We start from the raw sequence: 24807 nt of genomic DNA on the forward strand, positions 1-24807 counted from the left end.
CCGATATCTCGGAAGAAACCTTCCAAACCACTTGGTGTCATAAACCAAACCCAGTGCAAATCTTCTGTGCCATTGTTAAGGAAGGTATGGGAGTTATGTTTGCCTAAAAACACGGTCACACCCGGCTCTAGCACATACTCTTTCCCATCGATAATCGCCTGACCACGACCTGAAATAAAATGCAGGATTTCTTCGTTGCCTGGGTGTGCATGCTCACGCACACGACCACCTGGTGGTAAAGTTTGTGTTCCTAATGAGAAGTCACGTTCCATTGGGGTGAACTCTGGTGAAACCGCAACGGTTACATGACCGTTGGCGGGTTTTGGCTGCCAGTAGCTCTTCACGGTTTGTTTATTGAAGTAATAAACGGTGCCTTTCTCTACGTTGTCTGTCATTTGTTGTACTCCATTACGGTTGTAATGTAAACGTTTACATTATTAGCTAAAAAAAGAGAATGATCAAGCGTAGCGATAATAATCTACAGCATGATCCAATGCTAAATGCTTACCGCGAATATGATCAGAAATTTTCTCTGCCATCATAATAATCGGGGCATTCAGGTTACCACTTGGAATCTCAGGCATGATTGAAGCGTCCACAACCCGAACATTGTCGAGGGTATGCACACGCCCCTGTTCATCGACAACACTCATGTCATCGTGTCCCATACGGCAGGTACTCGATGGATGATAGTTAGTGCCCGCAGTTTCTCTTAATGTGGCAAGAATTTGCTCATCTGTTTGAACTTGGGCGCTTGGCGTAACTTCCTCACCACGCAAATGATCCCATGCTTTTTGTGCAACCACATTGCGGATGGCTTTAACTGCAGCAATTGCATCACGTTTATCTTCAGGAGTAGATAAATAGTTAAATACAAATTTTGGATGCGCCAAAGGATCTCGACTGCCTAACCAGACCCGCCCTGTACTGGTTGGTCGCATCAAGCTAAAGAAATACTGAAAACCATTTTCAAGTTTGACACTACCATGCTGGAATTCACCCAGTAATGGAATAAATTCAAACTGTACATCAGGGACTTTGACTTCTTCACGCGTACGGATAAAAGCACCGACCTCAAAGAAGTTGGTTGCACCTAGACCTTTCTTGAAGAATAGCCACTGAGCACCTAACAGTGCTTTACCAAATAAGCTTAATTCTTTGGCAATCGATACATTTTGTGTCGCCCTAAACTGAACAGGTGCAGCAATATGATCCTTTAGGTTTTGACCCACGCCCGGAATATGGCTGACGACAGGAATACCATGTTGTTTCAAATGGTTGGCATCGCCTACGCCTGAAAGCATTAATAAGTGTGGGCTATTTAATGCACCTGCACAGATAATCAGCTCTTTCCCAATTTCAACCACTTGTTTCTGATCATGCCAAATCAGGTGTACACGTACCGCTTTTTTATTGTCATACTCAATTTTAGTCACTTGAGCACGATCGCAGACATGTAATTCTTTACGATTACGATTTTCGTGTAGATAAGCACGCGATGTATTCCAGCGGAGTCCATTATGAACATTACGCTGGGTAATATGCACGCCTTCTTGCTTATAACCGTTATGATCGTGGACTTGTTCATAGCCTGCTTGCTGCCCTGCCTCTAAAAAAGCATGATAGAGCGGATTTTCAGCCTTACAGGTTTCAATTTTCATCGGGCCGGAACCACCACGATAGTCATCTTCACCCTGATCAAAACTTTCAGATTTTTTGAAGTATGGCAGACAGTCCTGATAGCTCCAGCCTTTATTGCCCAAAGCTTCCCAGTTATCATAGTCCCAAGGGTTACCACGTACCCAGTTCATCCCATTGATGGAGGAGCTGCCACCCAAAACCCGACCGCGCGCTTCATAAATTTTACGATGATTCAGTTCAGGTTCTTCTTCGGTATGCATAAACCAGTTAAAACGGTCATTTCCGAGAGGAAAACCTAAAGCCGCAGGCATACGAATAAATAAATGCTGATCCGAAGGGCCCGCTTCGAGTAACAGTACTCGCGTACCATTGTCTTCAGCAAGGCGTGCAGCTACGACACTTCCCGCCGAGCCAGATCCAATCACCACATAGTCATAACCACGAAAGGTTGTTTGTCCGTAAATATCTCTCATTGTCTTATCTCCAATTCCCTAGACCTTTTTCCATGTATCACCCAAAGTAAAACCTTCAGGGAATGGATCAGAATGATCGAGAACATGTTGATAAAAGCCTGTAATCCATGCACTGCCAGTGATGGTTGGGACAATGCTTGGCTGTCCTTGAATTGAACTCAATTCTTGGATTTCACCAATAAATTTACTGCCAATCACCGACTCATGAATAAAGGGTTCATTCACAGCAATTTGCTGGCGTGCATGCATGACCGCCAAACGTGCACTTGTACCCGTACCACAAGGTGAACGATCCAAACGTCCTGGAGAAACAATCACGGCATTTTTCGCAGTCTTTGTTCCATCAGCAGTGAGTCCGATTGGCCCTGCAAACAAAGTTTGATTAATGGTATGAATGAGTGGCTGTTCAGGGTGAACCGCTGGAACTTGTTCTGCAGCCGCTTTTTTCACTTTTTCGCCAATCGTCACCAAGTCAGCAGCTTCATCAGGCGTTAATGAGAAGCCTAAGCTTGGCGCATCTACAATGGCATAGATCATGCCACCATAAGACACATCGACTTTCACTGTGCCCAGACCTGCAACTTCAACCTGCTGGTCGAGTCCAAATACAAAACAAGGTACATTTTTAAATTTTACATCGAGGCATTTACCGTTTTCACAGCGTGCCTCTACACGGACTAATCCGCCCGGTGCTTCCAATGTAAATGTAGTGACAGGTTCAACCATTGGAATCATGCCCGTTTCCAATAAAACAGTCACCGTACAAATGGTGTTTGTTCCTGACATGGGCACGTAGTACTCAGATTCCATAATCACAAAGCCAACATCCGCTTCAGGGTGATTCGATGGCAAAACCAAGTTGACACACTGGGTCACGCTACCGCGTGGTTCTTGCAAGATGAGCTTACGCACTTCATCTTTATTTTGCTGAAGGTAGGTCATCTTGTCGAACATGCTGTGACCCGGAACGTCAAGCACGCCTCCTGTGATCACATCATTTCGTTCACCACCAGCGTGTGCGCCCACTACATTTATCATTCTTTTGAAGTTCATTTCACTTTACCAATTCCATAGTGCAATAAAGATTACCTGAACACCTTAAATTACAAGGTGTTCGGTAAAACTGGGGTACGTTGACCAAGTTTGATAAAAGTTGATTTCACTTCTAAATATTCGAGCAACGCATCCACACCATTTTCACGACCATAACCACTTTGTTTATAACCACCAAATGGCATTTGAGCAGCACCTTCAAGGTATGTGTTCACAAAAACAGTGCCACTTTGTAATTGCTTAGACACTTGAAGCGCTTTGTCGATATCTTTTGTCCATAAGCCATTGCCTAGACCATATTCAACATCATTGGCCAATTGCACGGCTTCTTCCTGTGTTTCGAAAGTGGTCACAGCAAGCACAGGACCAAAAATTTCTTCTTTAAAAATACGGTGCTCTGGTTTTACATCTGTAAAAATTGTTGGCCCGACATAGTAACCTTGTGCAAGGTCTTCACCTTCAGGATGTGAACCATCGAGCACCAAAGTCGCTTCTTGTTTACCAATTTCAATATACTCTAGAACTTTTTTATAATGTTGTTCATAGATCAGCGGGCCGATTTGTGATTCATCTTTGAGTGGATGTGCAATGACCACTTTTTTAGCACGCTCAACCAGTTTTGCAACAAAGTCATCTGCAATGCTCTTTTCAATCAATAAACGTGTCCCAGCAACACATTCTTCACCTTGGTTCAGCATCACACCAAATAAAACACCATCGAGTGCAGCTTCCAGATCGGCATCAGCAAAAACCACATTGGCTGCTTTACCACCAAGTTCAAGTGCAACACGAGTCATATCATCGGCAGCAGTCCGTGCAATGGTTTTACCCACAGCAGTTGAACCTGTAAATGAAATCATTTTAACATCTGGATGACGAGTCAAACCATCACCGATCACTGAGCCTTTACCGCAGACAATATTGATCAAACCATCAGGCAGTCCTGCTTGTTTGGCTAATTTAGCAACTTCCAAAGCTGTGCCTGAGGTATATTCAGACGGTTTAATCACGACAGGACAACCTGCTGCAATTGCATATGGGAGTTTTTGGAATAAACACACCATTGGAAAGTTCCAAGGTACGATCATTCCCACTACACCGCGAGGCTCACGGGTCACTAAACCGAGTTTATTTTCACCTAAATGCGTATGTGCTTCACCTGGAATTTGCCAAGCCAAAGCTGCTGCAAACTTAACTAATTCAGCCGACCACATTACTTCACCGCGTGCATAAGTAATTGGCTTGCCTACTTCTTCAGCTTCAATTTTTGCAAGAAATTCACAGTTTTGTTCAATTAACTCAGCAAATTTAACCAAAAGTTTGGCACGCTCAGACGCTGCAAGATTTGCCCATGCGCCAGAAAAATGAAGTTTGTTTGCCGCTTCCACTGCAATTTCTAAGTCACCTTGTGTGCTGCTTGGAAATTTAGCCAATGCTGTGCCATCTGCTGGGGAGATTCGTTCAATAAAGGTTGCATTAATTGGCGCGAGTTCCTGTCCATTAATCCAATTATTATAGTGGCGCATTTGTCAGTCCTGTCATACTAATGTAAACGTTTACATTTATATATTCACTTTGGATTTGTGTCAAATAAAAATCGAGCAATCCTGCATTTTTTTAATTAAGAAAACCTTATAGATAATAGGATGACCATCAATTTGCACCAAAATAATTCATTACGAACCAAATTAAAGCGCATATTTTAAAAAATATCGTATTTAATCTCTTCTTCACTTGGATTTTGATATTTGGTATGGAATATGCATACCAAATGAAAACGTTTACATTTTTTTTAAAAGACCTATTCCCTTTTTTGATATTTCTGCTAGTTTAAAAAAAAGGAATTTGTTTTAGCGAATAATGTAAACGTTTACATTAATTCCTAAAGGTCAATTTTATTGGCTGATTAACACATAGCCATATATGTACAATGGCTATATAACGATGAGAGTTAAATATGGATATTGAAAAACGCAGTATTGAGTTTGTTCCTCATGAAGAACGTTATGGTCACCCCAAACGCTTATTTACAATTTGGTTTAGTGCCAACATGCAAGTCACAACACTTGTGGTCGGGACTTTAGGAATTGTATCTGGATTAAGCCTCATTTGGACGTGTATTGCCATTTTGCTCGGTGTCGCAGTAGGCACCGTATTTATGGCAGCACACTCTTCACAAGGACCACACTTGGGGATTCCCCAAATGATCCAAAGCCGTGCTCAGTTTGGTGTCATTGGTGCAGGTTTTCCTTTACTAATTAATTATTTAGCATTCATCTTATTTACTGCAGCAAATGGCGTCGTAATGAGAGATGCGATTAAAGCCTTTTTGGATGTCGGTGATAATACCGCGATTATTTTATTTGGCTTGATTTCTTTCATTATTGGTTATGTCGGTTATGAACTCATTCACCGCCTAGGTGCTTTAATGGCCGCACTCTCTGGTGGTCTATTTTTAATCGTTGCAATCCTTGCCTTCCAGAAACCACTGCCAGTGGGTGCTTTAGATATATCTCAAGGATTTAAAGCTGCAATTTTTGGCTTAGTCATCATGCAATCTGCATCATGGGCGATCGGTTTTGGCCCTTATGTTGCTGATTACTCAAGATATCTTCCACGTGTACTCTCTGACAAACAAACATTTTGGTATAGCTATTTAGGTAATGTTTTAGGTGCTGCTTTAGTCATGCTGCTTGGGGCATTACTTGCAAGCTTGCTTAAAGATGTAACATCTAACCCTGCAAATGCAATTGGCAGTTTGTTTGGGCCATGGTCTAAAGTGGCGATGGTTGTGATTGTTATGGGTGTTATCGAAATTAACTCACTCAACTTATATAGTGCTTATATGTCAGGCATTACGATGGTGAGTGGCATTCATGGCATGCAACGTATTAGCCGTAAAGTTAAGTTTGTTGCAATGGGTCTAACCGCGCTTGTAGCGACGCTGATCGCAATTAAAACCCAATACAACTTTAATGCTTATTTTTCAGATATTTTAATTGCACAAATTTATTTCCTAGTGCCGTGGAGTGCAATTAATCTCGCAGATTATTATTTGGTTCGCAAAGGTCAATATAGCGTACCTGATATGTATGACGTGAATGGTCAATATGGCAAATATAATGTTTCGACCATGGTCATTTATTTGATCGGTGTATTATCGACTGTGCCATTTATGGATTTATCGTTCTACCACAGTTATTTCGCTCAAGTTTTTGGCTCAGACCAAAGCTGGATTCCTGCCCTTATTATTCCTGCTGCACTGTATTATTTCTGGAACAAAAATAAGGTCACCGTCAAAGCGACTCAATCTTACCCAACCCACTAAAGCACTTAGATTGATCTAAGTATTTTCAAGCAATAGTTTTTCAAGCCACGGTGTAAATTCATGCTGTATTTATTCAAAAATACAGCAGGCTAAGTTGCACCTAAAAAATGATGTTTATTTTGGGGAAATTTATGAACATCCAACTACGCTACTTATTACTTGGTTTATTACTACCTGTAACTGATGTCAGTGCTTTTGAATTCAATGGCTATTTACGTTCAGGGATTGGTTACAGCGACAAAGGTGATACTCAAAGTTGTTTTCATCTCGATGGTGCAGCAAGCAAATATCGTTTAGGTAATGAATGTGAACAGTATGCCGAACTGACAGGCACACAAAAACTCTATACCTTTGCCGATGGTTCAAATCTGGCAGTCAAAGGCACTTTGGCACTGTATCAGGACTTCGGGAAAGATAAAGATTTTTCTGGAGATAATTATGCCAAATGGGCAGAAGCCTATGCCATGTGGAATAACATCAGTGCTTTAAACGGTGCGAATCTTTGGGCAGGACGACGCTTCTACAACCGTAATGATATTCATATTTCAGACTTCTATGTCTGGGATGAAAGCGCCACAGGTTTCGGGATCGATAGTTTTAAATATCATGGTTTATCTTATTCCTACTCTTTTTCTCGAAAAGACAGCGTCTTCCAAGAAAAGGCCGTGAATCGCCATGACTTTACCATTCAAGATATTCCTGCCAATCAAGATGCAAAAATTGGGGTAGGACTCAGTTACCTCGAAAAAACCAATGATCCTGCAAGTCATTCTGGGGCCGCAATTACCGTAATGCATAAGCAGAAAATCGGCAATCTCAATAATACCTTCAGTGTGCAATATGGCTATGGTTCTGGTACAGGCTTAGGCTATACAGGTGATAGCACCTTGTCACACAAAGATAAAAGTTGGCGCGTGACTGAATTTTTTGATAGTCAATTTACTGAAAATTTCAGTGGTCAGTTTGAAGCGGTTTATCAAAAAGACCAACGTGAAAACTCAGCAGATGACAAAACGTGGTATTCGATTGGTGCTCGCCCAGTTTATGCAATCAGCCCACAGTTTAAACTGGTCGGTGAAGTTGGCTTCGATGCAGTAAAACGCGATAAAACAGCAACTTTAACCAAATTTACCTTTGCACCAACATGGTCTCCAAAAGGTAAAGGTTTCTGGGATCGTCCAGAAATCCGCTTGTATTACACCTATGCCGTTTGGAACAAAGAAGCTCAGCAACAAGCCGATTTACTCAGCCCAGGTTCAACCATCTCTTCTACAGGGAACTTCGGGACTGCACGTAATGGCAGCAACTTCGGTTTACAAATCGAATATTGGTGGTAAATCCCAAACAAAAAGAAAAGAGCATATGCTCTTTTCTTTTTCGCCATAATCAGGCCTCTAAATAAACCAGCTCATAATTTGTAATATTTTTAATGTGTTTAGAATGATGAATTAAAAGATTATTTTCTACAGAAAACACCTTTAATTCATTCGGATTTGGGAATTCTTGAGTATTAAATTGCCCCATCTCTGGATCAATCAGTCCTAAAACCTCTTTTAATGTCCCTGGCATACAATCTATCGTGAACAGATTCAGGTTTTGTTTAAAATCAAAATCAGCAGCAATTGGATTGAGCACTTTTAAAAACTGGTTATCTAATAAAGCGGGTGCATATTGAATAAAATCATTCTTCCAGTCATCACGAGCACCTAATTGTTCACGTAAAGCCTGACGATGATCTAAAGAATCATATTGCCACAAATGAAAGAAGATCACTTGATGATCTAGCTTACAAATCCACTTCCCTTTTAAAATACCATAATCATCTTTTCGAATCGGTAAACACTTATCAAAGAATAATTCTTTATATGTGTCCCAATTTTCATAAGAGAAAAAATAGCTTCTTAATTCATAAATCATGATGTGTCCTCATCCTGCTGAAAAAAGACCCGAAACGAATTTCGGGTCTTTGTGTTGCTTTAGTTTTTGGTGTAAGCAAAAACACCATTGCCTGAACTTTCGATCTGTTCAATATTTTCTGGACGATCGAATGGTTCTGGGGCAGGTTCACCTTCGGTACGTGGACGACCGATATCTCGGAAGAAACCTTCCAAACCACTTGGTGTCATAAACCAAACCCAGTGCAAATCTTCTGTGCCATTGTTAAGGAAGGTATGGGAGTTATGTTTGCCTAAAAACACGGTCACACCCGGCTCTAGCACATACTCTTTCCCATCGATAATCGCCTGACCACGACCTGAAATAAAATGCAGGATTTCTTCGTTGCCTGGGTGTGCATGCTCACGCACACGACCACCTGGTGGTAAAGTTTGTGTTCCTAATGAGAAGTCACGTTCCATTGGAGTGAACTCTGGTGAAACCGCAACGGTTACATGACCGTTAGCTGGTTTTGGCTGCCAGTAGCTCTTTACGGTTTGTTTATTGAAATAATAAACAGTGCCTTTCTCTGATATCTCTGTCATTGTTGTACTCCATTATTACGATAAATGTAAACGTTTACATTAACAATCCAAAAAAAGAGAACTTGATGTTGTTCTCAGAGGATTACCCCAAATGTAAACGTTTTCATTATACGCTGTTCTGCTATTTTTCAAAATAAAAAATGACATTTTTATGATCTAAATATGAATTTTTTTAAATTAAATCCAGAGAGCAAAATAATAAAAACTCCAAATAGAGATAAACCATCTGGAATACGATGAAAAAATATAAAACCCAAAATAGTTGCAAATACAATCTGAAAATAAGTAAATGGCGAAAGTAATGCTGGGCTTTGTAGCGTATAGGCTTGATTGAACAATGTGTGCGCAAAAGTGCCAAACATACCGATCATTAGAAATAGAATTAAATCAGCCAGATGAATATTAACCCAGAAAAAAGGTAAAACCACAGACATCATTAAAAATGCATAAAAACCCAGATAAAAATTTGAAATTAATGGTTTTTCTTGCACACTTACCACTCGGGAGAGCACCTGATAAATGGCAAAAAAAGTGGCTGCTAAAATTGGAAATAGGATTTCGGGTTTAAAAATATCGCCACTCGGTCGGGCAATAATCAAAATACCCAAAAAGCCACAGACAATTTTAATTGTATTTTCAACGCTAATTTTTTCTTTTAAAAAGACCTTAGACAACAAAAGAACAAACAATGGGGATAAAAAATTAATCGCGGTTGCTTCTGCTAAAGGAATATATTTCAAACCTGTAATAAAGCTAATGCCAATCAAGGACATCAGTAACGCACGTAAGCAATGAATTTTCTTAAAATGGGAAGGTTCAATCTTGAATTTCAGATTCAACCCTGCAAATAAGAAATGGAATAAATACCTGAACCATAAAATCACAATGATAGAATAATGCTGACTCAGTATTTTCCCTGTTAAATCATGACAGGAAAGCAACAACACCGCGAGAATAACAAATAAGATCGCCTCATTTTTTTGCTTGATCAGACTCATCTCTCACCTAAAAAATTCTTTAAAAATGATAGATTGGTTTGATATGCCAGTTCACTTGCCACTTTGTTGTAATTCGCTCGATATGGACAATTAAAGCCATGACCAACCTTGTCATAGCAGAAAGTCTGAATGTTTTTTGAGCCTTGAACTGCTTTTTTTAAGTGATCAATTTCTTCTAGGCCAATAAGATGATCATTTAAAGCCAAATGGATGATGGTAGGCTGTTGAATCGACTGGATTTGCTCAAGATATTGACCAATCTTGCTGCCATAATAAGCAATACGGGTTTTTATCTGAGCATTTTTCAATAAATAGCAAAGTGTTCCCCCCATACAGAAACCAAGAATATGAATCTGTGTCTTTCCAATCATTTTGAGCGACTGATCCATGATCTGATCTAAATCGGTAGCAGCCTGAACCAGATCGAGCTGCTGATATAAATGGTAGGCCGTTTGGGTATCCTGTTCATCATAATCTAAACAGACCGTTTCTTTTTGACGGAAAAAGACATTGGGAATCAGTACATGAAAACCCAAGTTCACATATTGTTCTGCGATTTCCAAAATATGCTGGTTGATCCCCCAAATTTCTGAAAGCAAAAGTAACACCTGATCAGAATCTCGGAGTGCTGGGAGATAGAGCACATTTGCGGATAAATTCCCTTCTAACGATATTTTCAGTTTTTGCATGACAATCCCTCAAATGTAAACGTTTACATTTTATCTTAAAAAGAGAGATCATGTGTAGCTTTCTATTTGATCAATCCAAAATTGTTAGCAACAACTTTAATGGTTTAGCACAAACCTGATCATTTTTACTTTAAATACAGAATATTGAATTCATTTAAAATTTTTAACTATTCATTACACGAAGTGATGAATAGTTAAAAGACTAAATTTTTTTACGTTCACGTGTTGCGAACCAACATAAAATTGACCCCAAACACACCAACGCGGCTCCTTGCCAAAAAGACAAAGTTAAGGGTGTCTGTAAGACCAAAGCTGCCAAGCCCGCAGAAAATACAGGAATGAAATACGATGCACCTGCCAAAATGGTGACATTGCCATGTAAAATTCCGACATTCCACGCTGCATATCCAAAGCCCATTGCCGCTGCCGCCAACAACAAATAAATAATGGCATGCATATCAAAGGTCATTGGACTGCCACCGACTAAAAAATACTTGAGCCAAAGTGCCATTGCCGTCAGCATAAAAAATAAAGTGACTCCATTTGTACCTCCTGCAATTCGTGCAGTCACGGTACAGTAAGCAGACCAGATCAATGCCCCTGAAAATGCCAAACCATAACTCAGTGGGTTTTGTTGGATATTATGCCACATACCTTGCAAATCAAAGCCTTGGTCTCCCCCTAGCACCCAGCAGATACCACCGATTGCGATCACAAATCCAGGAATAATCAAAAAATTGGCTTTTTGCTGATTAAAAATAATTGCAGCAACCATGGTCAGTGCAGGCCATAAATAGTTAATCATGCCTACTTCAATGGCTTGTCTGTTGGTATTGGCATAGCCTATCGACAGCGATAAACACAGTTCATAAGAAACAAACAGTAAACTGCCCCAAATCAAATACTGTTTTGGAAATTCGGCCAGACGACGCCATCCAACACTGACCAGCAGAAATACAGCGGCAACACTGTACATCATGGCTGCACCACCCGTTGCTCCCAGACTTTCACTAACACTACGAATTAATCCGACAATTGAACTCCAGAGTAAAATCGCGATTAATCCAATACAGGTTGCATTTGTTTTGTTCAACACCATACGCAAAAAGATTCCGTTTAAATTTAAGATTGACTCATGTGATTCTCAAATTTCTATTAAAAGTTAAAACCAGTAACAACTTTCAAGAGCAACTCACAATTCTCAGGGCATGTCATGAATAGCCTTCTCATTTTGCCAATACACAAATAAGACATTGATCAGCTTTGAGATTTTGAAGCGTGTTTCAATATTAATTTAGATAAAATTTCTCCATCCACCTGAACAATTTAGCGTGGATGGAGAAATAGCAGATCAATTAATAACCTATGGTAAAACGGGCACGTTCATGTTGAGGTTTTTCAATTTCATCCACTAATGCAATGGCATAATCCTCAAAGGAAACCCATGCCTTTCCGTTCTCATCGAAAATCAGATCATCACCACCTAATCGGAACTGACCCGTACGAACACCAGGTTCAATAAACATGGGTGGGCTGAAATACGTCCAATTAATTTCTGAAGCTCTTAAAGCTGCAAAAGCTTTCGTGTGTGATACTGCAATAGGAACTAGATGTTCTGGCCAATGCCCCGATTTAAGAACAGTCACACCTGATGAGAACCAAAGCGAACCTGCCCCACCCACCATAATTAATCGCGGAACACCCGCTTTTTGAACAGCAGCGATTTCTCGCTCAGTCACTCTTGCCAATTCATCCGTATAACTTTCATCTGAAAAAAAGCGATCAATTTTTGGAGGACCAAAAGCACTGACAACCACATCAGCCCCTTGAATAATCTCAGCAATCCGATCAACATTGCTCAGGTCATCTTGAATAGTATGAATACTTTTTGGGAGTTTACTCGGGGTACGGGCAACGGCTGTAACCTCATGTCCACGTAGAATCAGTTCACTCAAAATTGTTCGACCCGCTTGACCTGTTGCAGCTAATACAACGACTTTCATTGGAAATATTCCTTTTAAATTTAATTTATTTAGATCGTGTTGAACTTCAATGCTCATCAGGAATTGGCATGCCGTTCAAGAAATGGATAGCTAATGTAGCCATCCGCACCGCCACCATAGAAAGTAGCTCGGTTATATTTGTTTAATGGCGCATTCGTTTCAAAGCGAATGGGTAAGTCTGGATTTGCAATAAATTGACGGCCAAATGCGACCGCATCTGCCTTACCTGCTTCAATCGCTGCTTCTGCTGATTCCTTGCTGAATCCACCTGCAATGATTAAGGTTTTTGACCAGAATGGACGAAGTTGATCAACCGATTGAGGCATACTGATTTCCATGCCATTTGCAGATCTCGCTTCAATTACACTTAAGTAAGCGATATCCAAGTTAGCCAATTCAGTAAGGACATAGCGATATAATGTGATCGGGTCTGAATCACCAACGTCATTATAAGTACCGAATGGAGATAGTCGAACGCCCACACGATCAGCTCCCCAAACGTCGATAACCGCTTGAGTTACTTCCAATAACAGTCTTGCTCGATTTTCAATACTGCCACCATAAATATCAGTTCGCTTATTCGAATGATCATGTAAGAACTGCTCTAATAAATAGCCATTTGCACCATGGATTTCTACACCATCAAATCCAGCATCTAATGCATTTTCAGCAGCTTGTTTATACGCTGCAATAATCTCTGGAATTTCTTCTAGTGCCAATGCTCTTGGTGTTTCGTACTCAACTTGTTGCCATTCTGGTGTTAAAGACTTTTCAGTGGTAATCGCAATTGCTGAAGGCGCAACTGGAAGAACACCATTGGGTTGAAAACTGCGATGAGAAGATCTTCCGACATGCCAAAGCTGAAGAAAAATCAGACCGCCTTTTGCATGCACGGCATTGGTAATTTTTTTCCAGCCTTTGATCTGCGCTGAAGAATGAATGCCCGGCGTTGCAGGATATCCCTGTCCATAAGGTGAAATTTGAGTCGCCTCAGAAATAATCAATCCACCCTCTGATGCGCGTTGACCATAATATTCGGCAGCATATTGATTGGGAACATTACCGTCCTGAGCACGCATTCGCGTAAGTGGTGCCATAACGATACGATGTTTAAGTTCGTAACGACCCAATTTCAGTGGTGAAAAGATTTTTAGAGTAGACATTGATTTGAATCCTGTAGAGAGAAAGTTTTAAGAGTCCGTGTTCTACGACCCATGACTTCATCACTAGTTTTCATCTTGATCTTTACTAGCAAAGTAGCCTTTCATTTATAATATGACCAGTCATCTTAAAACTCAAGAAGAAATTCTATTTGCTAGTTAAAAAAATTCTATTTCATAAAGTAATTTCATTAAAATATTGAAAAATATAAATAAAATACTTGCTGTCTTATGGCTCTAGATTTTTAAAGATGAATTCAGCAAGGTTCTTTCTGAGAAATCAGTATTTTCTGTTTGGGCTTGATTGAAAATTACATGTGAGATTTGCATTCACTATTTTGTTTTATTTATGGATTTTATGAATTTATTCGTGATGACCATCTTCCCATATACAGAATGGATGCCTAATCACATTGTTTCCCCCTTTTGCTACGCAAAATTGTTTCATGTATACTGAGATTTCTCACAATATGACCAGTCGCTTTATTTTAAAATCAAATGAAAGCTGAACAACTTGATCATTGAACTGACCGACCCTATATTACGAGCTATATTTGCAGGAAGAATTTGAAAGATGCCAAAGCCAAACGTAAAAGAAAAAATTCTTGAAGCTGGTCTACACTTAATTCATCAAAATGGATTCAATGGCTGTTCTGTACAAGACATTACAAGTTTTGCGGGCGTACCTAAAGGTTCTTTTTACAATCATTTCGCAAGTAAAGATGAACTTGCTCTATATGCACTTGACCGATTTTGGACAAATGGTGAAGAACGTCGAGATGTATTAAAAAACAATAATATAGAGCCCGTTGTAAGATTACATGAGTTCTTTAATTTATTAACGAAAGCCATTATCAACAACAATTATGAGAATGGTTGTTTAATTGGAAACATGAGTACTGAGCTCGCTATTCATCCAGTTTTTAGAGATCGGCTTACATCTCTATATGAATCTTGGAAACATTCAGTTGAGCAATGTGTCCAAGAAGCACAAGATAAAAAACAAATAAAAGTAAATCTTCCCGCTGCAAGTATTGCCGATTTCCTCATTAATTCTTGGGAAGGTGCAACTATGCGAGCGAAGGTCGAGATGAATTCAAAACCTTTTGAAGAGTTTGATCAGATTATCTTTTCGAGCCTATTTGCCTAATTGGGAAAATAGACTCGTAGCTGAGAAAACAGCATTGATTTTCAAATATTTCAGTCTTACTGATCAATCATTCTGCATGATGCTGATACCAATGCTCAGCAATATCACCACGTCGGCAAATCCAAACCTTTTCATGTGCTTGAATATAATCTAGGAATCGTTGTAACGCTTTAAAACGACCTGGTCGTCCTAGAATACGACAGTGCATCCCGATAGATAACATTTTCGGAGAGCTTTCACCTTCTTCATACAACACATCAAATGAATCTTTTAGATATTGATAAAATTGCTCACCACTGTTGAAACCACCAGGAGAGCTAAACTTCATATCATTACTTTCTAATGTATAAGGAATAATCAGATGTGGGCGCGTATATCCTTCCAGACTGGTTAAGGTACTCCAGAATGGTAAATCATCGCCATAGTAGTCACAGTCATATTTAATTTGAGGAAACTCAGCCAATAATTGACGTGTATTTGGACTATCACGCCCAGTGTACCAACCGATAGGTGCCTGCCCAAACAAAGTCTCTAATACACTAATGGCCTGATCCATATATTGGCGTTCAAGTTCAATCGGCATATCTTGATAATGCAACCAACGCTGACCATGTGAGACCACATCGTAATTCGCTTCTTTAATTGCCTCAACAATGTAGGGATTACGAACTAATGCCATCCCCACACCGAAAATAGTCATGGGTAAATTGCGTTTTTTAAACTCATGATGAATACGCCAAAATCCAGCACGTGAGCCATATTCGTACATCGAATCCATTGACATGTGTTTATCTGGAAAACTGGCTGCGCCAATGATGTCCGATAAAAACTGTTCCGAGCCTGCATCTCCATGTTCAACATGGTTTTCGCCACCTTCTTCATAATTCAGCACAAACTGAACAGCAACTCTGGCTTGGTTTGGCCATTGCACTTTTGGAGGTTGTCCATGATAACCAATTAAATCACGTGAATAAGGTGCGGTATTGATTTGGTCAATTAATTGTTGTCCACGTAAATAATCTTGTGCCACACAAATCTCCTTATATTTTTCTACACATGTGCATCTCAAAGTGATGAGATACACACTATATTTTCAAAGTAATTTGACTCATAAACCCATTTTGGATGGAACAGACTCAAGCATCTAAAATTGTTTATATATGAATTTAATCAGGTTATTCACACAGTAGCCGTGACTTTACCCCATACACGCACACGGCTAATGCCGCCATCTGGGATCATGTTGACGCGAATATGTGAAATTTTCTCATGCGCTAAAACTTGGTTGATATAACTGTGTACATGATCCATTTGCATGTCTTGAGCTTCGAGCAAAAATGGCCAGAACATACTTTGCGGAATCAATTGTGGATCTGTTGCATCTTCAACATACACCGCTTGAATAGAAACCTGTGCTGGAAAGTTACCTTTAAAATGGGCGGTATCAATTTCGATTTTTTCAATCTTCCCTGCTTGCCCTAAAGCCAGTACACACCAATCAAACCCCGGTTCACGACGACGCTTCGTTTCCCAGCCGTCCCCCATGTTGATTCCACGCCCAGGGTTAATCAGGTTACGCGGATGACCATAGTGTGCATCACTGTAGGCAATGACACGCCCACCATTTTCCAGAGCGAGTAAATCGAGTATTTGATCGCTTTTTTGAAGTTGAATCTGCACTTCACCATAAATACGTAACCGTGCAACACCACCATCAGGAAAAATATTCAGGCGAATATGCGTAAACACCTGATTCGATGCAATATCAAAAATATGGTGCTGGCTTGAACCTAAAATACTATTGGGCAATAAATCAATCCATTCGGCCTGCTCCAGCTCATCATGAGGTGCATAGCACGCTTCAAGTGAAGCTGATGCAGGATAGTTGCCTGTAAAGAATGTGGTATCGATATCTATGCCATGAATTTTTCCTGCGACTCCCAGTTTAACGATGCACCAATCATAACCCGCATGACGTTTACGCCGAGTTTCCCAACCATCCATCCATTTGCCGTGATCATCAAACTTATCTTCAACAAAAATTGGGGCATCAGCATTGAGCATACGTTTAGCTTCTGCAAAGAAATCGTCAGAGCAATCTATGATTTTGGCTCCAATTCGTTGATCTGCCAGATTGGTAAACGGCTGTAAATAGGTCGGAATATCAAAAATTGGTGCGAGTAAAGTTGCCATATATTTTCCAAGTTGAATCAGTTTTAAATAAAAAATTTGAGAATAAAAATTACAATGCCTACTTATTGCAGATAGTCATGTTGTGAATCACCCTTGTCCGTCAGATCAATACCTCCATGCCATCGTCAATTTCTAAAAAGTTAAGCATTACTTTTGATTGGGATAGTCATAATCGCCCCATTTACTGGTACGAAGTCCTAATCCATGCAGTGCTTCAAGCAATTTCACTGCCGCGGTCACGCCATCGATCACAGGGATATTTAATTGTTTTGAGATAGATTCGACATGCTTGGACATACCACTGCAGCCCAAGACAATCGCACCAACGCCATCATTTTCTTTTGCACGCAAACAGGTTTCGAGTAATTTGTCGTAGGTTTCTTTTTCGTTTTTTTCAAGATCGAGTACTGGTAAATCAATGCAATGGATTTTTTCGCATTTATGGCTATAGCCGTATTGATGTAGCAAATGCTCTGCAATAATTTTGGTTCGTTTCAGCGTTGTAACAATAGAAAACTTGGTTGCAATGAGAGTCGCCATATGAAAAGCCGCTTCTGCTATGCCAATAACAGGAGCATCGGTTAACTCTCTTGCTGCATCTAAACCAGGATCACCAAAACAGGCAATGATATGTCCATCGACGTGTTGAGATTGACCTTGTTTCACGAGTTCTAATAAATGAAAGGATGCAATCGCTTCATCATAGTGTCCTTCTATAGATGCAACCCCCTGACTTGGGGAGACTGCAATAATTTCTGTTGAATCAGCTGCAACTTTAATTGCACTTTCAGCAATAGACTGTGTCATTTCCAGACAAGTATTCGGATTAATTACTTGAATACGCATGATGAACCTTGAATATTTTTAAACAAATTGAAAGACCCTTAAATTAAAGATCTTTCCGAGTAATGGACTCCGCCAATCATGATGAACAGAGTCCGAGGAGAAATTAAGTCGTCGATTTCGAATATTTAGTTGATGATTTCATACTAATAAAGCTGTAAGTCATCACCCCTAGCCCCATCCCAATAAACCAGCTGAAATTTGCAACTGCATGGAACTGAGGTAGCAATACACAGAGAATTGGAATAATGGCAGAAGGAATCAGGGCATAAATCGCATGATGGTTATAACCATTTTTATACCAATAGCTTCCGTTACGATCTAATGTATAAAGATCATCGACAACAACATTTTGTTTTTTAATGAAATAATAATCTGCAATTAAAATACCGAACAAAGGCCCAATGAATGCACCTAAAATATCAATGGTGTAGTGAATGACTTGTGGATTGTTAAACAAATTCCACGGGGTAATAAAAATCGAACCTACGGCAGCGATCATTCCTCCCATACGCCAACTGATTTTATTTGGCGATACGTTTGAAAAGTCGAAGGCTGGAGAAACAAAGTTCGCCACAATATTGATGCCGACTGTTGCTATCATGAGCGTTAGACTGCCTAAGATCACCACAAATGTATTGTCTAATTTTCCGACCATCTCCACAGGATCAGTAATGAGTTTGCCGTAAATTGGTAAAGTCGCGGCAATACACACCACCGTTAATAATGAAAAACCAAGGAAATTCACTGGCAAACCCAAGAAGTTACCAAATTTGACCGCTTCAAAAGATTTACCATAACGCGAAAAGTCACCAAAGTTTAAAACAGGGCCAGAGAAGTAAGACACAACCAGTGCAATTGCGCCAATCATCACAGGTAAAACATCTAGACTTTCATATTTGACCCCACCAAGATTGAGATCAATATTTTCCCAGCCCACTTGTGTGACTAACCAAGCAGCCATGGCAAACATCACCACATAAACCGCTGGCCCAGCCCAGTCAATAAACTTGCGAATACTGTTCATGCCTGACCAGAACACCACAGCTTGCAAAACCCAGAGTGTCATAAAACCCACCCAACCGAGGTATGAAAGTCCCAAGAAACCATACTGTTTAACATCGGCATACGCAGTCATTTCTGGATTGAACTTGAGAATCACCAGAATAAAAGCACTCGATGCCAAATAAGTCTGGATTCCGTACCAAGCAACCGCAATCAGGCCACGGATAATTGCAGGAATATTAGCCCCTAAAACACCAAAAGTTCCTCGGCAAATCACAGGAAATGGTGTACTGGTTTTTTGGCTGGGCTTGGCGATCAGATTGGCAAAAAATTGTACGATCACAATCCCGATAAGCAGTGAAATTAAGACTTGCCAACTGTTTAAACCGAGTGCAAACAAACTTCCTGCGGTCACATAGCCACCAACGCTGTGGACATCTGACATCCAGAAAGCAAAAATGTTATACGAGCCCCAAGTCTGCTTTTTGAGCGGTGCTAAGTCCTGATTGGTTAATGCTGGATCATAACTTGGCTTTATTAATGCTTCTGATTTGTTATCCATTGTCATTACTCACTTCATATTCATATGCATGTGTAAGCTCTAATTTATTGACATTGAGCTCACGGCTTTATTGCGTAACCTAGAATGAAAATCTGACGCCTAGTGCTGTGGAAAGCTGATCTTGGTTGGCATAGCCTCCACCAGAAAGTGATGAATCTGTATTGACTAAACTCTCACTAGATCCCTTATAATTTTTAAGATAGGCAACGTTTGCGATAAGACTCAGTGGCTCAAATAGCTTGTAAATTGCCAGAGTTCGGTAAACCACGGCATTATTTTCAAAGGTCGTATTTTTCTTGTAGATGATGTCACCCGACAAAGTGAATTTCGGTGTAAATGCATAATCTACGCCAACCTCAGTTGCCCAAGCTTTTTGTTTTGCTGAATTACTGGCAATTGCAGCGTATTGTCCTGGCCCTGAAATATCCGCATAGGCAAAACCCAAACGTGTCGTGAGTTTGTCGAAGCTATACTTCGATGCTAGGGTCGTTAAGCGGTAATGGTTACTGGTATCTTGAGCTTCATGATCTTCGTATGCAGCGCCCAGCAACATTTTATTGGTCGTGTATTTTGCTGCACCTGAAAAAATTTGCCCGTGAGTGTTTTTTGAAGAATCATCTTTGGTCGCGTAGAATCCACCAAACTGCCAGCCTGTCATTTCTGGGGAAACATATTTTAAAGTCTTACTATATAACTCACTGACAGCATCAAATTCCGACATTTTGAACACTGCGCCTGAGTTGTAACCGCCTTTAAAAACACTTCCGACAAACCAGTCATCATTAAATGTCCATTGCTTACCTACACTCACCGCACCATATGGCGTTTTTAGCCCAACATAAGCATTGCGGTCAAAAAGCTCACCCTCTTTATTTTGTTCCCCTGTTGATGGCTTAAAACCCGACTGCAAGTTGAAAAATGCTTGGTAATTGTCATCCAGTTTATAACTGCCACTAAATCCAATATTCGATACACCCAAAATACTGTCTACAGCTTCAGTCTTGCTTTTGTTCCCTTCTTTGACATTCGTTACAAAAGCAATCCCTGTGTCGATTACAGCCGAAATACGGAAGTTCATATCTGGCGTATTAAATTCTACGCCTGCATAACTCAATCCTGTACACGACATCGTTAAGCCAAACAGAATTTTTCTTTTCATTTTTAGCGCATCTTTCCCCAAAACATTGCTCATCGCTTTACCCCATAAAACAAGATTGTTGATAATATTGATTGAAATTGTGCACAATCTGTATTGTGCAAAAACTAAGCCAATGTTTTTTTGATCGAAGAAAAATAATGAATGTGTATTTTTAAAATTAACCTAAACATATAATATTTATATTTTTTTAATTTTAATTTTAACTGTTAATTCTCGTCGTTCATTGATAAGATGATTCAATATAGTTCGATTTGCATTGCAAATTTGATTTTGAAATGTGCACCATTTTGAAATTTGAATGCACTAAGGGGATTCAAAAAATGTCATTGCCTACAGAAAATGTGAACAATGTTATCCATAAGAAAGATATAGATCTGCACATCTACAATGCCATTCTTGATGCCATCCTAAACCGTCAATTAACGCCTGGCGCACGTTTGGTGGAAGCACCTTTATGCAAAGCATTTGGTGTGACCCGTGGTGTTATCCGACGAGTTTTTGTCAAACTCGCTCATGATAAAATCATTAAAATTGAGCCCAATCGTGGTGCAATTGTCGCAGAACATGATATTGAAGAAACCAAAGCGGTATTTGAAGCTCGCAGTATGCTGGAGCTTGGAACTGTAAAAAAACTGGCGAAAGAAGCAAAAACCCTCAATTTAAAAAATATCAGGGAACTTGTACGAAAAGAGGAAAATGCCTTATCCAATGGCAACTGGCAGGAGTGGGTAAAACTGTCAGGCGACTTCCACCTTGAGTTGAGCGAAATCAACAATAATCCACTGGTGACCAATTATCTTCAAACCTTGATCGCCAGAACGTCACTGTTGATTCGTATGTATGAAACCCCTACGCATAATTGTTGTTCGGTTGAAGAACATACTGCCATTCTCAATGCCATTGAAAAAGGTGATGAACAGCTAGCGATTTCGCTTATGGAAAATCATTTAGAAGATTACGCCAGTGCATTTCTCAATAGACAGCCTGCATCAAATCATGCCAATTTATTTGAGATTTTTCAGAATAAAAAAATAACTGACTAAGGTTTATGATGAGCAAAGTTCGTACAGGAATAACCTAGAATTTTTAAAAATTGACTTGTGTCATTAATTATTCTCCGCTTCTATAAAGCCGAGCGTATATAATTAGATACAGTTTCTCATTGATTTAATTCTTATATGAAGAATGCTTTTTCTGACAATACGCAAATCAAAGTGGTTCCAAGTTTTGCTGAACTTATAAATTCAGATTTTCATGGCGTCATGAATGCCATGTGCTGGCATCGCAATTTGGTTGGTGATTTTAAAGAAATTGTAGATAAACTGGAATTAAAAGAGAATATTACAGAAGTTTCTATCGAAGATCTTTTAGCACTACAACTTTCAGAAAAAGGCAATCTGGCAAGGGAAATTATCTTAACAGATCTACAGCTGTTAACAGGTTTTGGAGCCTTTCCTTCTCTAAATTTGCTAAAAAGTTACGAACGGGATGACGAGCTAGACTTCATTTCGACAGATGTATATTCATATCATGTTGATCGTTCTCCCATCGCAACAGATACTTTTTTATGTACCTATCATGGCGCTGTCAGTGATATCTTGCCCAATGATCAGGTTGAACAAAAAATTCTGATTCCAGAAATCAGGGAAAAACTTAAAGCATTACATGACGGCCCAGCAGCTGATTTTGAAAACTTCCTAGAAGAATATTTCTTTGATCTGCATTATCAGCCTAAACTCAGTGCAAAACCTGTGAATTTAGGTTTAGGTCATCTATGGCGCTTGGCGGTAGATCATCCCACACAACTGGTCTTGCCTTGTGTTCATAGAGCACCAGTTGAAAACGAAGGTGAATATCGACTGCTCTTGATTTGTTAAATAATCTCCAAGAGATCGGGCAAACTTGATCCTTATCTGTAATGAGTACAACTTGATCTTGAACTTTATTCATTTTGATTACCTTTATTGATTATGCTCAACATTCATTAAAGGCATTTTAGAAATTATACGCTTTCAACAATAAATCGGATCATGCCAAATGATATTCAAATCACGACAAAGAATTAAATAATTACTGTGGAATATGAATTTCATTCATTTTTTATCGCTTTATTTTTCTAAAATTTAAAGTTTATACTTATATAAAATAGCTATATAATTTAATTACTTAATCTATTTAACTATTACAAAATATCGCGAAATTTTTATAAGAACCTTTTGAATAAAAGCAAATGACCTGTATTCATGAGAAATTACTTTTCACGTCAACAAGTCACCTGCTTTTGGTGATAGATATTTAATCCACTAATTGAATTAAATTACTGTAAATTAACAAAAAGTCCACCATCTACCAATAAAGAGGCTCCAGTCACATATCTCGCCATATCTGATGCCAAAAACACCACTGGCCCTCCTAAATCTTCAGGTGTTCCTAAACGCCCTAGACACGTCCTTTTGGTCATGCTTTCTAGTTTTTCTAAGTCTGATAAATCATCTTTATTGATATCTGTTGCAATCGTTCCAGGCAATATGGCATTGCAACGGATTCCAAATGGCCCCAATGCTACAGCACAAGACTGCATGAGTGACAATAAACCTGCTTTGGTTGGCGTGTAATGGGTTTGCATAGCACCGCCTACCAGTGCACTGATTGAACTAATCGCAATAATTGATCCACCATGCCCTTGCTTTTTCATTTGATTAGCGGCTGCCTGAACTGCAAAGTATGCACCATTCAGATTGGTGTTGACTGTTTGCATATATAAATCTTGTGGCATATCCAAAAAGGAATGAAATGGGCAAATCCCTGCATTATTCACAAAAACATCAACTTTTCCAAAGGCTTGAACTGCTCTCTCAATCAGAATCTTGCCCGTATCAAGATTTGCAGCATCGCCACCAACCTCAATCGCATCTTGACCAAGCTCTTTAATCTCATGAATCAGGCTGGCAGCCGCAGCTTGTCCTGTAGCACTTCCGCTATGACCAATCACCACTTGTGCGCCATGTTTAGCACATTCCAAAGCGACTGCACGACCAATGCCACGCGATGCGCCTGTAATCACCACAACTTTATCTTTTAATAACATTTCTCTTTCCTTACATTTCTATTTTTGCTTTGAGGTAGATCCAATCTTTCCAATCAAAAAACTGCTTTAACTACTGAATGCAACGTCATAAGCATTTAGTGCATTTAAAAACCAAATATGATGCTGCTCTAACGCTGTTTTATCTCGTAAATAATCCTGAACGAGCTGAAAAATAGATGAGACTTCACCAAGGTATTCACTATTCGGATAATCACTGCCAAAAAGCACAGCCTGATAACCAAAAGTGTTCAGAATCTGGTCTAAGCGTTCCTGATAATGTTGAACATTGAAGCGATCGTGTTGCCAAGAAAGCTGGGCAATTTCCGAGAACTTAACAAACAGGTTTGGGAGTAGCTTCAATTCTTTTAAGCACTGTTTAAATTTTTCAATTTCATCTGGTTGCAAACTAATATTTGGAAGATGATCAATCACAACTCTTAAATCAGGTATACGCTGTTTAATTTTCACAACTGTATTTAACATTTGAAGATCTGGATTGGCCAAATCGAGAGTTTTATTGGCAGCCGCAATCAGTTTCAGATGCTCTATGACATGCGGCTTCTTAACTAAAGCGGTCAGATCATAATCCCAGAGGTTGCCGCTTCTCAGACCCAGATATTTCGGGGAACATGCCAAGCGTTCAAAATGGCGAACAAAGTCTGCACTGCCTAAATCCAGATTGCCAACACATCCCAGAAAAAAATCATGTTGCTCAACTTGCTCTAATAACCAGCCATTGTCTTCTAGCCATGGACTTGCTTCTACGGCTATTGCAGCCATCACACCTAAAGGTTCTGCAACCGCTTGATAGTGTTCTGCTAAAAAAGGTCGATAAATCGGATCACCCTGTTTCGGCCATGGCACACCTTGCGGACGGGTTGGATCAAATAAATGAATGTGGCTATCAATAATCTTTGGCACGTCAGTCTGCATTGTCCTTAACCTGTCCTGATTTTTTAAAAACAAATTTCATGACCGTTAA

23 protein-coding genes are annotated in these 24807 nt (G+C 39.7%); 5 read left to right on the forward strand and 18 right to left on the reverse strand.

All coding sequences use genetic code 11. From position 1 onward, the window contains the following. From C1A47_RS12980 to C1A47_RS12995, 4 genes are all read right to left on the reverse strand, one after another. The coding region (locus tag C1A47_RS12980) for a cupin domain-containing protein (protein ID WP_111895447.1) at positions 1 to 395 on the reverse strand (395 nt) is incomplete at its 3' end. A gap of 63 nt (positions 396 to 458) precedes the next feature. Beyond that, a complete protein-coding gene (locus C1A47_RS12985) occupies positions 459 to 2114 on the reverse strand; it encodes a choline dehydrogenase (protein WP_111895448.1) in 1656 nt (551 codons plus the stop codon). Between the two features lie 18 nt (positions 2115 to 2132). Next, the gene (locus C1A47_RS12990; RefSeq protein WP_264756268.1) at positions 2133 to 3152 is read right to left on the reverse strand and encodes a proline racemase family protein; all 1020 of its coding nucleotides are present in this window, start codon (positions 3150 to 3152) and stop codon (positions 2133 to 2135) included. A gap of 65 nt (positions 3153 to 3217) precedes the next feature. Then, positions 3218 to 4693 carry an aldehyde dehydrogenase family protein gene (locus C1A47_RS12995; RefSeq protein WP_111895450.1) on the reverse strand — a complete coding sequence of 492 codons (1476 nt, stop codon included), beginning with the start codon at positions 4691 to 4693 and terminating at the stop codon, positions 3218 to 3220. Positions 4694 to 5124: 431 nt separating this feature from the next. On the opposite strand from C1A47_RS12995, the gene C1A47_RS13000 reads away from it, so the two are divergent. Both C1A47_RS13000 and C1A47_RS13005 read left to right on the forward strand, forming a co-directional pair. Beyond that, complete coding sequence (locus tag C1A47_RS13000; RefSeq protein ID WP_111895451.1) at positions 5125 to 6495, forward strand: purine-cytosine permease family protein; 1371 nt, start codon at positions 5125 to 5127, stop codon at positions 6493 to 6495. A gap of 131 nt (positions 6496 to 6626) precedes the next feature. Beyond that, positions 6627 to 7832: a maltoporin gene (locus tag C1A47_RS13005; protein ID WP_111895452.1), complete on the forward strand. Its 1206-nt coding sequence runs from the start codon at positions 6627 to 6629 to the stop codon at positions 7830 to 7832. Between the two features lie 49 nt (positions 7833 to 7881). Here C1A47_RS13005 and C1A47_RS13010 read toward each other — a convergent pair whose 3' ends face one another. The 7 genes from C1A47_RS13010 to C1A47_RS13040 form a co-directional block, all read right to left on the reverse strand. After that, entirely contained in the window at positions 7882 to 8412 is a 531-nt protein-coding gene (locus C1A47_RS13010) for an NIPSNAP family protein (protein WP_111895453.1), read from the reverse strand. Between the two features lie 59 nt (positions 8413 to 8471). Further along, a complete protein-coding gene (locus C1A47_RS13015) occupies positions 8472 to 8975 on the reverse strand; it encodes a cupin domain-containing protein (protein ID WP_111895454.1) in 504 nt (167 codons plus the stop codon). 149 nt (positions 8976 to 9124) lie between these two features. Next, on the reverse strand, positions 9125 to 9973 hold the full coding sequence (locus C1A47_RS13020; RefSeq protein ID WP_111895455.1) for a DMT family transporter: 849 nt from the start codon (positions 9971 to 9973) through the stop codon (positions 9125 to 9127). Beyond that, positions 9970 to 10662, reverse strand: a complete 693-nt coding sequence (locus C1A47_RS13025; RefSeq protein WP_111895456.1) for a dienelactone hydrolase family protein — start codon at positions 10660 to 10662, stop codon at positions 9970 to 9972. The genes C1A47_RS13020 and C1A47_RS13025 overlap by 4 nt, the downstream gene beginning before the upstream one ends. A 202-nt stretch (positions 10663 to 10864) precedes the next feature. Continuing rightward, positions 10865 to 11755: an aromatic amino acid DMT transporter YddG gene (gene yddG / locus C1A47_RS13030; protein ID WP_205669598.1), complete on the reverse strand. Its 891-nt coding sequence runs from the start codon at positions 11753 to 11755 to the stop codon at positions 10865 to 10867. A 262-nt stretch (positions 11756 to 12017) separates the two neighbouring features. Next, the gene (locus tag C1A47_RS13035; RefSeq protein WP_111895457.1) at positions 12018 to 12665 is read right to left on the reverse strand and encodes an NAD(P)-dependent oxidoreductase; all 648 of its coding nucleotides are present in this window, start codon (positions 12663 to 12665) and stop codon (positions 12018 to 12020) included. Positions 12666 to 12721: 56 nt separating this feature from the next. Further along, complete coding sequence (locus C1A47_RS13040; protein ID WP_111895458.1) at positions 12722 to 13828, reverse strand: alkene reductase; 1107 nt, start codon at positions 13826 to 13828, stop codon at positions 12722 to 12724. Between the two features lie 571 nt (positions 13829 to 14399). On the opposite strand from C1A47_RS13040, the gene C1A47_RS13045 reads away from it, so the two are divergent. Then, positions 14400 to 14975, forward strand: a complete 576-nt coding sequence (locus C1A47_RS13045; RefSeq protein ID WP_111895459.1) for a TetR/AcrR family transcriptional regulator — start codon at positions 14400 to 14402, stop codon at positions 14973 to 14975. 67 nt (positions 14976 to 15042) lie between these two features. Here C1A47_RS13045 and puuE read toward each other — a convergent pair whose 3' ends face one another. From puuE to C1A47_RS13070, 5 genes are all read right to left on the reverse strand, one after another. Further along, positions 15043 to 16005, reverse strand: a complete 963-nt coding sequence (puuE, locus tag C1A47_RS13050; RefSeq protein ID WP_111895460.1) for an allantoinase PuuE — start codon at positions 16003 to 16005, stop codon at positions 15043 to 15045. A 149-nt stretch (positions 16006 to 16154) separates the two neighbouring features. Further along, the gene (gene alc / locus C1A47_RS13055; RefSeq protein WP_111895461.1) at positions 16155 to 17168 is read right to left on the reverse strand and encodes an allantoicase; all 1014 of its coding nucleotides are present in this window, start codon (positions 17166 to 17168) and stop codon (positions 16155 to 16157) included. A 147-nt stretch (positions 17169 to 17315) separates the two neighbouring features. Next, complete coding sequence (locus C1A47_RS13060; protein WP_111895462.1) at positions 17316 to 18014, reverse strand: aspartate/glutamate racemase family protein; 699 nt, start codon at positions 18012 to 18014, stop codon at positions 17316 to 17318. A gap of 103 nt (positions 18015 to 18117) precedes the next feature. Beyond that, positions 18118 to 19578: an NCS1 family nucleobase:cation symporter-1 gene (locus tag C1A47_RS13065; protein WP_111895504.1), complete on the reverse strand. Its 1461-nt coding sequence runs from the start codon at positions 19576 to 19578 to the stop codon at positions 18118 to 18120. A gap of 79 nt (positions 19579 to 19657) precedes the next feature. Then, entirely contained in the window at positions 19658 to 20770 is a 1113-nt protein-coding gene (locus tag C1A47_RS13070) for a porin (RefSeq protein ID WP_227539781.1), read from the reverse strand. A gap of 287 nt (positions 20771 to 21057) precedes the next feature. Between C1A47_RS13070 and C1A47_RS13075 the strand changes: the two genes are divergently transcribed. After that, on the forward strand, positions 21058 to 21780 hold the full coding sequence (locus C1A47_RS13075) for a GntR family transcriptional regulator (protein ID WP_111895463.1): 723 nt from the start codon (positions 21058 to 21060) through the stop codon (positions 21778 to 21780). Positions 21781 to 21915: 135 nt separating this feature from the next. Continuing rightward, positions 21916 to 22614, forward strand: coding sequence for a DUF1826 domain-containing protein (locus C1A47_RS13080; RefSeq protein ID WP_111895464.1), 699 nt, complete (start codon positions 21916 to 21918; stop codon positions 22612 to 22614). Positions 22615 to 23054: 440 nt separating this feature from the next. On the opposite strand, the gene C1A47_RS13085 is transcribed toward C1A47_RS13080, so the two are convergent. Then, complete coding sequence (locus C1A47_RS13085; RefSeq protein ID WP_111895465.1) at positions 23055 to 23825, reverse strand: SDR family NAD(P)-dependent oxidoreductase; 771 nt, start codon at positions 23823 to 23825, stop codon at positions 23055 to 23057. A gap of 66 nt (positions 23826 to 23891) precedes the next feature. Beyond that, on the reverse strand, positions 23892 to 24758 hold the full coding sequence (locus tag C1A47_RS13090) for an amidohydrolase family protein (RefSeq protein ID WP_111895466.1): 867 nt from the start codon (positions 24756 to 24758) through the stop codon (positions 23892 to 23894). Positions 24759 to 24807 lie beyond the last annotated feature (49 nt).

This window comes from Acinetobacter sp. MB5 (genome assembly GCF_003261585.1).
GTDB lineage: Bacteria > Pseudomonadota > Gammaproteobacteria > Pseudomonadales > Moraxellaceae > Acinetobacter.